This window comes from Corynebacterium timonense (assembly GCF_900105305.1).
Classification (GTDB): Bacteria; Actinomycetota; Actinomycetes; order Mycobacteriales; family Mycobacteriaceae; genus Corynebacterium; species Corynebacterium timonense.
Genome location: NZ_LT629765.1, coordinates 1,739,715 through 1,753,775 on the forward strand (window position 1 = coordinate 1,739,715; position 14,061 = coordinate 1,753,775).

General features: G+C 62.3%; 11 protein-coding genes. 9 read left to right on the plus strand and 2 right to left on the minus strand.

The annotated features are described in order from the left end of the window. Positions 1-13 precede the first annotated feature (13 nt). On the plus strand, positions 14-2,227 hold the full coding sequence (locus tag BLT81_RS08190) for an NADP-dependent isocitrate dehydrogenase (RefSeq protein ID WP_019194326.1): 2,214 nt from the start codon (positions 14-16) through the stop codon (positions 2,225-2,227). Positions 2,228-2,230: 3 nt separating this feature from the next. On the opposite strand, the gene BLT81_RS08195 is transcribed toward BLT81_RS08190, so the two are convergent. Beyond that, entirely contained in the window at positions 2,231-3,286 is a 1,056-nt protein-coding gene (locus BLT81_RS08195; protein ID WP_081582928.1) for a LacI family DNA-binding transcriptional regulator, read from the minus strand. Between the two features lie 655 nt (positions 3,287-3,941). On the opposite strand from BLT81_RS08195, the gene BLT81_RS08200 reads away from it, so the two are divergent. Genes BLT81_RS08200 through BLT81_RS08220 form a run of 5 tightly spaced genes read left to right on the plus strand, consistent with a single transcriptional unit; the run spans position 3,942 to position 8,770 of the window. Beyond that, a complete protein-coding gene (locus tag BLT81_RS08200) occupies positions 3,942-5,024 on the plus strand; it encodes an ABC transporter ATP-binding protein (protein ID WP_019194324.1) in 1,083 nt (360 codons plus the stop codon). Then, a complete protein-coding gene (locus tag BLT81_RS08205) occupies positions 5,021-5,923 on the plus strand; it encodes a carbohydrate ABC transporter permease (RefSeq protein ID WP_019194323.1) in 903 nt (300 codons plus the stop codon). The genes BLT81_RS08200 and BLT81_RS08205 overlap by 4 nt, the downstream gene beginning before the upstream one ends. Before the next feature lie 2 nt (positions 5,924-5,925). Further along, positions 5,926-6,756 (plus strand): carbohydrate ABC transporter permease, encoded by an 831-nt coding sequence (locus tag BLT81_RS08210; RefSeq protein WP_019194322.1) that lies wholly within the window; start codon positions 5,926-5,928, stop codon positions 6,754-6,756. Continuing rightward, a complete protein-coding gene (locus BLT81_RS08215; RefSeq protein ID WP_019194321.1) occupies positions 6,756-8,084 on the plus strand; it encodes an extracellular solute-binding protein in 1,329 nt (442 codons plus the stop codon). The genes BLT81_RS08210 and BLT81_RS08215 overlap by 1 nt, the downstream gene beginning before the upstream one ends. Then, complete coding sequence (locus BLT81_RS08220; RefSeq protein WP_019194320.1) at positions 8,084-8,770, plus strand: DUF1868 domain-containing protein; 687 nt, start codon at positions 8,084-8,086, stop codon at positions 8,768-8,770. Before BLT81_RS08215 ends, BLT81_RS08220 begins: the two co-directional genes overlap by 1 nt. Before the next feature lie 73 nt (positions 8,771-8,843). On the opposite strand, the gene BLT81_RS08225 is transcribed toward BLT81_RS08220, so the two are convergent. Continuing rightward, the gene (locus tag BLT81_RS08225; protein ID WP_019194319.1) at positions 8,844-9,458 is read right to left on the minus strand and encodes an HAD-IA family hydrolase; all 615 of its coding nucleotides are present in this window, start codon (positions 9,456-9,458) and stop codon (positions 8,844-8,846) included. A gap of 264 nt (positions 9,459-9,722) precedes the next feature. Between BLT81_RS08225 and BLT81_RS08230 the strand changes: the two genes are divergently transcribed. From BLT81_RS08230 to BLT81_RS13010, 3 genes are all read left to right on the plus strand, one after another. Beyond that, positions 9,723-11,045 (plus strand): O-acetylhomoserine/O-acetylserine sulfhydrylase, encoded by a 1,323-nt coding sequence (locus BLT81_RS08230; RefSeq protein ID WP_019194318.1) that lies wholly within the window; start codon positions 9,723-9,725, stop codon positions 11,043-11,045. Between the two features lie 29 nt (positions 11,046-11,074). Continuing rightward, positions 11,075-12,172, plus strand: coding sequence for a homoserine O-acetyltransferase MetX (metX, locus tag BLT81_RS08235; protein WP_019194317.1), 1,098 nt, complete (start codon positions 11,075-11,077; stop codon positions 12,170-12,172). 1,339 nt (positions 12,173-13,511) lie between these two features. Beyond that, the gene (locus BLT81_RS13010; RefSeq protein WP_155860841.1) at positions 13,512-13,946 is read left to right on the plus strand and encodes a hypothetical protein; all 435 of its coding nucleotides are present in this window, start codon (positions 13,512-13,514) and stop codon (positions 13,944-13,946) included. Positions 13,947-14,061: the final 115 nt, after the last annotated feature.

Sequence of the window (14,061 nt, forward strand, 5' to 3'; positions counted from 1 at the left end):
GAGGAGCAAAATAGTGGCTACGATCATCTGGACGCGCACCGACGAAGCACCGCTGCTCGCGACCTACTCCCTCACACCGATCATCCAGGCATTCGCCTCCAACGCCGGCGTTGACGTGGAAACGCGCGACATTTCCGTCGCCGGACGCATCCTGTCCCTCTTCCCGGAGCGAGTACAGAACGATGCCTACGCCCACGACGCGCTCGCTGAGCTCGGCGCGCTGAGCGAGACCCCGGAGGCGAACATCGTCAAGCTCCCCAACATTTCGGCCTCCCTCGTGCAGCTGAAGAAGGCCATCGCCGAGCTGCAGTCGAAGGGCTTCGACATCCCCGACTACCCGGACAACCCCGAGACCGACGAGGACCGTGACATCCTCAAGCGCTACGCCTCGGTCACCGGCTCCGCTGTCAACCCGGTCCTGCGCCAGGGCAACTCGGACCGCCGCGCGCCGGAGGCCGTCAAGAACGTGACGCGCACAAACCCCCACACGATGGGCGAATGGTCCAAGGACTCCAAGACCAACGTGGCCACGATGGACGCCAACGACTTCCGCCACAACGAAAAGTCCGTCATCATGGACGCCGACGACACCCTGCGCATCACGCTGCGCACCGCCGACGGCGAGGAGGTGCTCAAGCCTGAGCTGAAGGTGCTCAAGGGCGAGGTCATCGACGGCACCTTCATGTCCGCCAAGGCGCTCGACGCCTTTCTTCTCGACGCCATCGCCCGCGCCAAGAAGGAGGGCGTGCTCTTCTCCGCGCACCTGAAGGCCACGATGATGAAGGTCTCCGACCCCATCATCTTCGGCCACGTCGTGCGCGCCTACTTCAAGGACGTCTACGACCGCTACGGCGAGACCCTCCTCGCCGCAGGCCTCAACGGCGAGAACGGCCTTGGCACCATCCTCGACGGCCTCGACTCCGTGGACAACGGCGACGAGATCAAGGCCGCCTTCGAGCAGGGGCTTATCGACGGCCCCTCCCTCGCCATGGTCAACTCCGCGCGCGGGATCACTAACCTGCACGTGCCCTCCGACGTCATCGTCGACGCCTCCATGCCCGCGATGATCCGCACCTCCGGCCACATGTGGAACGCCGACGACCAGGAGCAGGACACCCTGGCCACCCTGCCGGACTCCTCCTACGCGGGCGTCTACCAGGTGGTCATCGACGACTGCCGCGCCAACGGCGCCTTCGACCCGACCACGATGGGCACCGTCCCCAACGTCGGCCTCATGGCCCAGAAGGCCGAGGAGTACGGCTCCCACGACAAGACCTTCAAGATCCCGGCTGACGGCACCGTCGAAGTCACCAACTCCGCCGGCGAGGTGCTCATCTCCCACGACGTCGAGGCCGGCGACATCTGGCGCGCCTGCCAGACCAAGGATGCCCCGATCCGCGACTGGGTCAAGCTCGCCGTCAGCCGCGCCCGCAAGTCCGGCATGAAGACCATCTTCTGGCTCGACGAGGACCGCGCCCACGACCGTAACCTCATCTCCCTGGTGAACACCTACCTCGCCGAGCACGACACCGAGGGCCTAGACATCTCTATCGCCTCCCCCGTCGAAGCCACCCGCACTACTCTCGCGCGCCTGCGCGCCGGCGAGGACACCATCTCCGTCACCGGCAACGTCCTGCGTGACTACAACACGGACCTCTTCCCCATCCTCGAGCTGGGCACCTCCGCCAAGATGCTCTCCATCGTCCCGCTCATGGCAGGCGGCGGCCTGTTCGAGACCGGCGCCGGCGGCTCCGCCCCCAAGCACGTGCAGCAGCTCCAGGAGGAAAACCACCTGCGCTGGGACTCGCTCGGCGAATTCCTCGCCCTCGCTGAGTCCCTGCGCCTCGAGGCCGACCACGGGAACACCAAGGCCGGCGTCCTCGCCGACGCCCTGGACAAGGCCACCGAGACCGTGCTGCAAGAGGGCAAGTCCCCCTCCCGCAAGGTCAACGAGATTGACAACCGCGGCTCCCACTTCTACCTCGCCCTGAACTGGGCCGAGGAGCTGGCGAAGCAGAGCGACGACCAGGAGATCGCCTCCGTCTTCGGCCCCGTCGCCGAGGCGCTGCGCAGCAACGAGGAGACCATCGCCGAAGAACTCCTCGCGGTGCAGGGCTCGCCCGCCGACCTGGGCGGCTACTACCTGCCTGACGAGGAGAAGACCACCGCTGTCATGCGCCCGTCTGCGACGTTCAACGAGATCATCGACGGCCTGGCGGCGAAGTAGGGGTTAGCCCTGGCGCGCAGCCCCCTTCTCGTCGCGCCTCGCGCGCGGCGGCCCCAGCGTCCTTCCGGGGATAATCTCCCCCGGGAGCTTGACGTTGACGAGAGAGCGGCGGCTATCCGGGGTACCGTGCCGCTCGATGAGGTCGATGATGACATCCACGGCTGTCTGGGCCACATGCCGCACCGGCCAGCGGTACGTGGTCAAGCCCATCAGCTCGAGGCCGAGCACCAGCCCATCACAGCCCGTCACGCTGACGTCCTCGGGAACCCGCAGCCCATTCTCGTGAAACACCCTCAGGTAGGTCAGCTGACGACGGTCTGTCGGGCACATCACCACCGTCACTGCGCCGCTCTGCACCAGCGGGAGCACGTACTCCTCGCCCGTGAAATTCCCGACGTCAACGACGAAGGGCTCCAGGCCGGCCGACCTGATCGTACGGATCATCGCCGACGCCCTGGTCCACTCTGGCAACGACGTCTCGCGGCGGGTACGCACAACTGCGATGCGCGTGTGCCCCGCCCCAAGAACGAGATCGGCGAGCTCCCTGCCCGCGGCCTCTGCGTCGTACGACACCGCGTGGATCAATCTCTTCGGCTCCGGCCGACCTGCCCGAACAATGGGGATGTGTGTCCCGAAGGGTTCGAGCACGTCACTCGGAAGATCACCCGTAGCGACGATGAGGCCCGCCACCCCCATCCCGACAAGGCTCGACAGGCTGTCGACCTGCGCATCGTCGTTCTTTCCGGCAATCACGGCCATGGTGGCCAGCTTCCACCCCCTCAGCTCCGCGGCACTATGGATTTCCGAGAACAGTTGCCCGTAGGAGGGGTTCGAGACGTCGCGAAGCAAAAGCCCAATCGTTCGGTTGTCCATCAATGCCGTTCGGCGGGAGAGCGACTGCGGCACGTATCCAATATCTCGAGCGACGTCGAGGACTCGCCTTCTCGTCTCATCGGAGACCTTCTTCTGTCCTAAAAAGACTCGGGACGCGGAGCTCGGGGACACCCCGGCCAGGCGCGCAACATCGTTCAGCGTCGGCTTCGATCTTCGTTCAGACATCGTGGGCTGTGGTCACCACCTGACAGTGTCGTGGCCGTGGTTGTGTTGCGAGGATTCCCAATCAGTTGGCGTGGCAATTCTGAGAGCCCTTCGTCGCACCAGAGAAGCGGGCGCGTCGCGCTATCACAGCACATGCAGCCCACAATATAAGGAACGTTCCCACACGTGCCACTCGAACGCGGTACATCACACGAGAGGCGGAAACGACGGCGTGACGGCCACCTTTTCTCCCCCTTTCCTGCCAGACGCCGCCAATCGCACCTCCCCTCAGCCACCCCCAACAGGCACCCCCGCTCCACAATCGGCTCGAGAATAGTTGCTTTCGATGGGAAAGTTCCCCCTCACCGTCCACTCTCGACGGCACTACGACGTTAACCAGCCGACGTTTCTTACGTTCGCGTAAACATACTTCGCTTTCCATTCGTCTCAGAACCGGCAATCGCGGCCATTCCCGCAGGGTTTTTCGCACCTGCAGTTCAGCTCCTCCCAGCAAAACACTATCTAGCTGCACGAATGTCCGACTTTTCGATTTTGATTTCCATTCACCCTTCGGACAGCACGTTGTCACACTCCGCTGCGACTCTTTGTTCCGCTCCCACACGTCGAGCACTTCCTACCAAACCAACCCTTGACCACATACAGGGAAAGTTGAGACATGGCAGAAATTCTCTTCGATGCGGCAACTCTGCAGTACCCCGGCAATCCGCGACCGACCATCAACAACCTCGATCTGAAGATCGATGATGGCGAGCTGATTGCAGTCGTCGGCCCGTCTGGGTCCGGAAAGTCCACCACCCTGCGCATGGTCGCAGGCTTGGAGGCCCTGACCTCGGGCGAGATTTACATTGGTGGAGAACCCTCCTCGACAACCGCTCCGTCCAAGAGGGACGTCGCGATGGTTTTCCAGTCCTACGCCCTCTACCCGCACATGACCGTCGCAGAGAACATGGCGTTCGCCCTCAAGATGCAAAAGGTGGCAAAGGAAGAGCGCGACCGCCGCGTGCAGGAAGCGTCCCGTCTTCTCGAGCTTGACCCCTACCTTGACCGCCTCCCGAAGGCACTATCGGGTGGTCAGCGCCAGCGCGTCGCCATGGGCCGCGCCATCGTTCGCGAGCCCAGCGTCTTCCTCATGGACGAGCCACTTTCTAACCTTGACGCGAAGCTCCGCGTGAGCACCCGCACTCAGATCAGCCAGCTGCAGCGTTCTCTCGGCACCACGATGCTCTACGTCACCCACGACCAGGTAGAAGCCATGACAATGGCCCACCGCATTGCGGTGCTTGAGGGCGGCAACATGCAGCAAGTAGGCACGCCGGAGGAGCTTTACCTGCGCCCCGTCAACATTTTCGTGGCGACGTTTATCGGCTCCCCGTCGATGAACCTGCGCCGCGGCACCGTCGCCGAGGGCAAGCTCCACGTGGGATCGATCAGCATCGACTTTCCGTCCCGTGCAGCCAACGCAAGCGGGATGTCCATCATTCTCGGCGTTCGCCCCGAGGATGTGGACCTGTGCAGCGAGACCGAAGCCGACTTTACGGGCCAGGTGACCTTTGTGGAGAACTTCGGTTCCGACAAGTTCGTCCACGTCGTCGCCGAGGACCTAGGCACGCCGGATGAGCTGATTGTTCGTGTCCGTAACACCGAGAGCTTCTCCGAGGGCTCCCCCATCTCGCTGCGCATCAACCGGAACAAGATGCACGTCTTCGATGCCGATACCGAGGAGCGGATCGTCGAATGAGTTCCCCCGTCGAGCAAAAACCGAAGACGCATAAGCAACCCATCGACTGGATCGCCTGGCTCTTCCTCGTGCCAAGCCTAATCCTGTTCCTTGTCTTCGAGTTCTACCCCTTTTTTCGTGCCCTTTACCTGTCGTTTTCAACGGTCGACCTTTTCGGTCGCCCGAGCGGGTTCGCGGGCATTGATAACTACCTCGCGATCTTCTCGGACCCGACGTTCTTGGCCACCCTGTCGCGCACCCTGATCTTCACGGTGGTTTCCGTCGTTCTGAAGCTCGCTCTTGGCCTCGCTATCGCGCTGCCGCTGAGCTACCGCCTCAAGGGAACGTTCTGGATGCGTTCCGTCGTTCTTGTGCCCATGGCCGTGTCCACCGCGATTGGCACCCTGGTGTTCCGCAACATGTTCGCGCCGCTCGTGGGCTTGTTCGATCAGATCGCCATCTCCCTTGGGTTTAACCAAGTCGGGTGGCTGACCAGCCCGGAGATCGCCCTGTGGTCCGCGATCATCGTCGACCTCTGGATCGGCATTTCCTTCGTGATCCTGCTCCTCATGGTGGCTATCGACACCATCTCTCCGGAGGTGGTCGAGGCCGCGAACCTCGACGGCGCGACGGGCGGGAGGTACATCCGGCACATCGTCATTCCCGGGATCGCGCCCATGTTGCTGTTCCTTGCCGTCACGCAGTCGATGTCCGCCATGAAAGAATTCACCATCTTCCACGTCCTTACCGGCGGTGGTCCTGGTAACGCCACGAGGACGCTCGTCCTCGACATCTACGAAAACGCGTTTGGTGGCGGTACAGCCGACTTCGCGAGCGCATCGGCGCGAGGCATGGTGCTCTTCATCATCATCCTCGTCCTCACGCTCATCCAGTTCCGCATCTCCAGAAAGAATGCCTAGCCGTGAATTCTCAACTTCGATCCCCTGTCGTCACAGTAATTCTGTGGATTTGGCTACTCATCGCCTGCCTGTTCATCATCTTCCCCGTCGCGTACGCGCTGATCGGCTCGTTCCGTTCCACCCCCGACATCCAGGGTGGTATCCAGAGCCTGCTGTTCGGTGACTTCGTCGCCTCGAACTACCCTCGCGCGTGGCGGCAATCCGAGGTGGGGCAGCAGATGCTGAACTCGGTGATCGTGACCATCCTCCAGACCGGCGGACAGTTCGTCACCGGTGTTCTGGCCGCGTTCGCTCTGGCGTTCGGGCGGATCCCCATGCCCGGGAAGATTCTCCTGTTCTTCCTCATCCCCATGATGATCCCGTCGGAGCTCTCCGTCATCGGTAACTACCTCACCGTTCGTGAGATGGGCCTCTACGACACCATCATCGCGATCTTCCTGCCCTACGTCGCCTCGTCGTTCACGATCTTCCTGTTCTACCAGGCGTTCAAGCAATTCCCGAAGGAAATCCTGGAGGCGACCCGCCTCGAGGGCGTAGGCCCCCTGCGCTTCCTATTCACCTTCCTCATCCCCCTCAACCGGTCCGTGTGCATGACCGCGCTTGTTACTGGCGCGATCGCCGCATGGAACGGCTACATGTGGCCGCTGCTTATTACGCAATCGGCCTCCGTCCGTACCATCCAGCCGGGTATTAAGGCTCTGGCTGACGAAACCGCTGTGGATACAGGTCTGGTTCTTGCCGGCCTGCTCATCGCAGCGCTACCCACCATCATCCTCGTGATTTTTGGTCAGAAGTACCTGAGTCGCGGCCTTACCGAAGGAGCTGTCAAGTAATGAAGAAGTACGCCCGCATCCTGTCCATGGCCACCGTGGCCACCCTCACCGCCACCTCGCTCACCGCCTGCGGCAACGGCGGAGACACCCCCACCAACGCTGACGGCGCAGTGGTTGTCGACTTCTGGCACTCATCTTCCGGCGCCGCCGGCCAGACACTCCAGGAGCTCGTGGACCAGTTCAACGAGGAGCACAAGGGCGAGATCGAGATCCTCGCTTCCTACCAGGGCGACTACGGCGATTCCATCTCCAAGTTCGTGGCGTCCGTCCAGACCGGCGACCTGCCCGCTCTGCTACAGGCCAACGACGTTCAGACCCGCTACCTGAAGGATTCCGGCCTCGCCCTGCCCGCGCAGGACCTGGCTGAAGAAGACGAATCCTACGACTTCTCCGTGCTCATTCCCGCCGTCGCGAACTACTACACCATGGATGATAAGGTGTTCTCCATGCCTGCGATGGTCTCCCAGCCCGCGTTGTTCACCAACGACACCCTGCTCGCTGAGGCCGGCGTCGACCCCGAGTCCCTCACCACCCTCGACGGCCTCCTCGACGCAGTCGAGCAGATCCACGAGGCCACCGGCCGCGCGGGCCTGACCTTCCACCAGTCGGGGTGGTACATGGAGCAGACGATGTCGATGCTGGGCAACGAGTTCTGCCTCCCCGAGAACGGCGTGGGCGCCGAGCAGCCGACCGAGTTCGACCTCACCAACCCCGAGCTCGTGTCCACCTGGACGCGTATCGGTGAGCTGTACGACAGCGGTGCCATCCACAACCCAGGCAACGATGGCTCCGCGGCAACCGGCGCCTTCCTCAGCCAGGAAGCCGCGATCCAGATGAACTCCTCCTCCAACTACGGCAACGTCGCCGAGGCTAACCTCGACTGGGACTGGTCCATCCGTAGCCTGCCCCGTGATACGGCAGAGGCTGGCGCCGTGCCGGGTGGTAACTCCCTGTGGGCGATCGCAGAGGGCACGTCCGAGGAAGAGCAGGCTGCAGCCTGGGAGTTCATGAAGTTCATCGGCTCGGACGAGTCCCAGATGACCATCTTCCAAGAGACCGGCTACTTGCCCACCACCTCTTCCGCTGCCGAAAACCTCACCGACCTCACCCCGCAGCACGAGAGTCTCCTTGACCAGCTGACCTCCACCCCCGTCAACACCGTGACGGCTGGCTGCCACTCCGGCGCTCTGAACGACGCCCGCACGTCCTACGGCGAGGCAATGTCCACCATCGCCAACGGAGCGAACGCCGACGAGGCGCTTCAGACCGCCAAGGAGGGCGCAGACCAGTCGATCACTTCCTACAACGAGCGCGCAGGGAACCAGTAATGACAGAATTCGTTGACAACCTCCGTACCTGGGAAAAGTTTGACCGAAGCGGCACCGCCCTCCGCCACCCAGGGACGACCTTCGTCGCCGAGGCGGTCGAAGGCTCCCCGCTGTACTCGCTCGGCCGACGCATCCAAGACGATGTGCGAGCACGCGGATGGGCCAGCGACTTCGGTCTGACCGTCCCGTCAAGCTTCCACATGACCGTGCTGGCGGGCCTCAAAGGCCCGCACTTTGACGGCCAGTCGGAGGCGTGGCCTGCCTGGCTCAGCGATTCCGCTCGATTTCCCGAGGCCGCCCTACTCATGCTGGAGCGGCTACAGAAAGCGGAGATCCGCGGCCCGCGGGATATGCGGATGGTCTCCCCGGGCGTCTACCCTCTGGCACGTAAGCTGACACTGCGCTTGGAGCCTGCTGACGAGGATGTCGCCAACGAATTGGCGCGCTTCCGCCGCGAGGTGGGCGAGGTGCTCGAGATCCCCGTAGAAGCCCCCGGCGACTACGCGTTCCACAGCACCTTCGGCTACCGCCTGACGAAGGCGGACGTTGAGGACCCCGAGCTCGTTGCCGCTGCGGACGAGTACAACTCGTGGGTGCGCGAGATCGACGTGTTCGAGGTCGACGCACCTGCCTACTGCATCTTCAACGACATGCAGAGCTTCGCGCCTCTCCTCTACTTCCGCTAACGGCTCCCCCGCTGCACGACTGTTCCCCGCCTAGGCGATACACCGAGGCGGGGCGCAGTCGTGCGATACAGAGCTAATTCACGGCGCGGCGCGCCGCCTCCTCCCCCGCCCACAGGTGCGCGTTCCACCCAAATTCACGGGCCGCCTCGACGTTGACCTCACGGTCGTCGAAAAAGTGCACCTCCGAGCGCTCGTAGCCCGCGAATTCTTGCGAAAGCTCGCGCTCGGCGATCTCGTAGATCCTCCGGTCGGGCTTTGCCACGCCCACCTCGGAGGAAAAGATCTTTACCCGAATTGGGCGGCCCCACTCGGACTCTCTCACCGCCTCCACCATTGAGACTGGGGCGTTGCTCAGCAAGCCAAGGTTGTGCCCGGCCGCGTCGAGCTCACTCAGTAGCTTTTCGACGCCCACATCCGCCGTCGCGTTGCGCTGACCGTCGAGACGCCCAAGCGCGATGACGTCGAGGCTCTCCGCGTCATACGTCGCGCCGGCGCGGCCGAGTACCTTCGGCCAATACTCCTCGTCAGGTAGTCCAAGGTCGTACTCGTCGCGGTAGGCCCAGTAGCCTTCCATGAGCTCCGTCACCCCCACCTCGACGTGGTGCTTTCGGAGGAACCCCACTAGGCGCTGAACCCTGTCCCCCTCGGGAACGATGACTTTGCCGATGTCAAAGACAATGACGGCCATTTCCACTCCTTCCGCAACGTTCTGCCGTCTTCACCTTAATCCCCATATTTCGCTGTGTGAGCTGGAGAAACACGTGTTCATGAACGTTTCACTCGCACCGTTTACCCGCAGTTCATGAAACCCTGTGAACCTGCACCCTCCATTAGACCCCTCGGTCCATTTAGCGTTCTTTGGTGGGATTTTTATTCACAGGAAATGCCTGGTCAATTGGGTAGACAGACAGCTTGGTACACAAGACGTGACACAGCCGATACATTGTTGGCCATGGCAAAGTACGACAACTCACAAGCACAGGAATGGGGCTTCGGCACCCGCTCGATCCACGCAGGCCAGACCGTTGACTCCGACACCGGCGCCCGCAACCAACCCATCTACATGACGACGTCCTACGTCTTCAACGACGCCCAGCACGCCGCCGACCGTTTCAGCCTCGCCGATCCCGGCCCCATCTACACCCGCCTGACCAACCCGACCCAGCAGGCCCTCGAAGACCGCATCGCCAGCCTCGAAGGCGGCGTCGCCGCCGTGACCTTCGCGTCCGGCATGGCCGCTGAGACCGCCGCGATCACCAACCTCGCGTCCTCCGGCGACCACATCGTCACCTCCCCGCGCCTGTACGGCGGCACCGAGACCCTCTTCCAGATCGCCCTCAAGCGCTACGGCATCGACGTCACCTTCGTCGAGAACCCGGACGACCTCGACTCCTGGCAGGCAGCCGTGCAGCCGAACACCAAGGCCTTCTACGGCGAGACCTTCGGCAACCCGATCGCCGACGTTCTGGACATCCCGGCCGTCGCCGAGGTTGCCCACCGCAACAGCGTCCCGCTCATCGTGGACAACACCGTGGCCACCGCCGCGCTGGCGAAGCCGCTCGAGCTGGGCGCCGACATCGTCGTCGCCTCCACCACGAAGTTCTACACCGGCAACGGCGCAGCAGTCGGTGGCGTGCTCGTCGACGGCGGAAAGTTCGACTGGACCGTCGAGCGCGACGGCCAGCCGGTCTTCCCCTACTTCGTCACCCCGGACCCCGCCTACCACGGCCTCAAGTACGCCGACCTGGGCGCCCCGGCCTTCGCCCTCAAGGCCCGTGCCGGCATCTTGCGCGACACCGGTGCCGCGATCTCGCCGTTCAACGCGTGGGTCGCCCTGCAGGGCCTCGATACCCTCGGCCTGCGCATCGAGCGCCACAACCAGAACGCCCTCAAGGTCGCAGAGTTCCTGTCCAACCACGACAAGGTCGCGCGCGTGAACTTCGCCGGCCTGCCGGACTCGCCCTACTACGCCGTGAAGGAAAAGCTGGGCCTGCGCTACACCGGCTCCGTCCTCTCCTTCGACATCGCGGGCGACGAGAACGATCGCGCCAAGGCGTGGACCTTCATCGACGCCCTGAAGCTGCACTCCAACCTCGCCAACGTTGGCGACGTGCGCTCCTTGGCCGTCCACCCGGCCTCCACGACGCACTCCCAGTCCGACGAGGCAGGCTTGAAGCGCGCCGGTATCAGCCAGTCGACGGTCCGCCTGTCCGTGGGCATCGAGGACATCGAGGACATCATCGCTGACCTCGAGCGCGGCTTCGCCGCTATCTAACACCGCCAACTGTTAAGGAGGCACGCACGTTGACTCTGCCGGAGGCCGGAAAGCTCCACAAGGTCAGTATCGGAGACTTTGACACGGAAGCTGGGGCGCTGATCAGCGATGTCCACATCGCCTTCCAGCGCTGGGGGGACCTCCGCGGAGACAACGTGCTGCTGGTTGAGCACGCCTTGACCGGCGATTCCGACGCCGCACAGTGGTGGGCCGAGGCGATCGGGCCGGGCAAGGCGCTCGACACCGACCGGTGGTGCGTCATCTGCACCAACGCGCTCGGCTCCTGCTACGGCACCACCGGACCGTCCAGCACTCACCCCGATGGCCGAGCCTGGGGCTCGCGCTTTCCCGCGGTCTCCATCCGCGACCAAGTCCACGCAGAAAAGGCATTCCTCGACGCTCTCGGCATCGGACGCGTCCACGCGGTCCTCGGCGGATCCATGGGCGGGGCACGCACCTTGGAATGGACCCTGCTCTACCCCGAAAAAGTTGGCGCCGCCTGCGTCATCGCCGTCTCGGCGCGCGCGAGCGCCTGGCAGATCGGCATTCAGAGCGCGCAGATCTCCGCCATTACCCGCGACCCCGCCTGGAACGGCGGTGACTACTACAACACCGGCGACGCCCCCAGCCACGGACTGGCTGCAGCGCGGCGCATCGCCCACCTGACCTACCGCGGAGAACTCGAGATCGACGAGCGCTTCGGCACCACACCGCAAGCCGACGAAAACCCCTTCGGGCCGTTCCGCAGCGACAACCAACGCTTCGCCGTGCAGAGTTACCTCGAGCACCAGGGCACGAAGCTCGTGAACCGTTTCGACGCCGGCGCGTACGTCAGCCTCACCGAAGCCCTCAACCGCCACGATGTCGGCCGCGGCCGAGGCGGGCTCAACAAGGCGCTGGCCTCCTCGCAAGTACCGACCATGGTGGTCGGCGTCGACACCGACATTCTGTACCCCTACCACCAGCAGGAACACATCTCACGCAACCTTGGCCATCTCCTGGGCATGTCCAAGCTTTCCAGCCCAATGGGCCACGACGCGTTTCTGACCGAAGCGCGCCAGATGGACCGCATCCTGCGGAAATTCATCAAACGGTCCCAGGACGACGTATCCGGCACACAGCACTGAACGTAGGCAAGCTGCTGCGCAGGGCTTCGGCTCGCATCACGCACCCACGCACCATGCGTCACCCTCACGTCATGGCAGCATGGACATGCCACCAGGTCAAGTCCTAGGGTCAAGTCCTGGGTAGCGGTATATCTGGTTTCGAATTGTGGTGATGTTTGAGGGCTTGTTGTCAGGGCCCGGCTCAGGGCTGGGGCGGGGGTGTGATCATGCGACAATCCCCTTCGAGTCGTCTACTGACACTATCGCAGAGTAGGTTGCATTCTGCTCAATGCGGTCTGTCGCATCACTTCCGCCGCGCTGGCGGGGGATGATTGCTCCGCTTCGGCAGGCGGCAAGATTGTTGCACCAATTGCAAAAACAGTCACTGACGCGATTGATGAGTTTCTTGCGGTTAAAAATGCCTGCAGGCCCCTTCCAGGTATGAGAAAATCTGTTGAGCAGCTGATTGTGTGGGGTGCCGCAGAACCCGTTGTGCCTCACGCTTCATGTGAAGTGGAAAGCCCCGAGCTGAGCGACATGATCGAGACGCACATGTCTGACGATGACACGGCCGCAGCAGCGGAGAAGGGTTGCAGGATGCCGAAGACGCGATTTCACGAAAAGTTAACGGATCAACTACGCGTACCGCTCTGAGGGTTACCCCGCTGTTCTCTTCGCTGCAGGTACCGGTATGTGCGCTGTTTCGGCCTGCCCGCCGATCTCAACACTGGATCCGAATGCAGGGTACGCTCACAATGCAGGTCTGAAGGGAAATACTGTTGCGTCATGCATCGGTGGGGGTGCCTCTGGTCTCGCCGTGGCACAGTGGAGTGCGCAAAATCCCTGGCCTTCCGGTGCGTTTTGAATGGTATTGGCCTTGGTCACCTTGCAGTCGAGAGTGCTTCAGCCAAAAGGACCATGTTGCCTAAAGACGTATTTGACACCATCCCAAAAGAGATGGAGGAGATCGAAGACGGGTCTCTTTAGCAGGGGCTCTTGGTTCTTGCGGCATGCATCCTTTTCGGGCTGCTAATGAAGAAATATTTCCATTAGTAGACCGAATTAAAAATGATAGGAGGATTCTAAACTCTTTCTACCGTACACCCAAGGGTCCTATATTTGAAGAGGATTCCGGTGAGTACATCCATATTGAGGTTACCCCGAACAGGGGTGTACGAACGTACCCTCATCGGTGGATGTGCTTGTTGACAAGGCCTTGAGGGCATAGGCTCAGAAGTGCCGGGAAAACGCTTCGCGGCACACTGTTCGAGAGCTTGCCTCAACCGTAGACGCCGAATTGCTCTGAAATTGATTTGAAACTAGAGAAGATCATATGCGGTTTAAGAATACTCTTGCGGCCGTGCTTGTCGCCGCCGCGATCATTCCAGCGGGCGCAGCATCCGCTCAGGACACTCGCCAGCTCGCGACTTCGTATTCACTATCGGCTGTCAATGAAGGGCGCGATGTTGTAGTTTCGCTCGAGGATGGCTTCAGTTTCGATACTATCGACGGGCAAACGGTGGTGAGGGACCCGCAAGGGGTCGTTTCGGAAGCGATGCCCACTGGTGCAACGGATTCTGACGGCGAGGAAATTGGATTCTTCTATGAGAAAATCTCCGACAGTGAGCTTCTGGTGGTTAAGACCGGCCCGAATGGCACTGTGGCCTATGGATGGTGGTCCGATTGGGGCAAGTGCGTCGCAGGTACAGCGGGTTCCGCTATAGGTGGCGGAGCCGCAGGCGGACCCTGGGGTGCTGTCGGGGGCGGTTTGGTCGGCGCTGCAACTTTCTGCTAAGCGGTCACAGCCTAAAACTATCGTTGGAAGGAGATAACACATGAGCTTCTCTGGAAATTCGCAGAGAAAAGTGAATATTGGAATTGGATTGGTGCTTGCGTCTGTCGCGTGCATT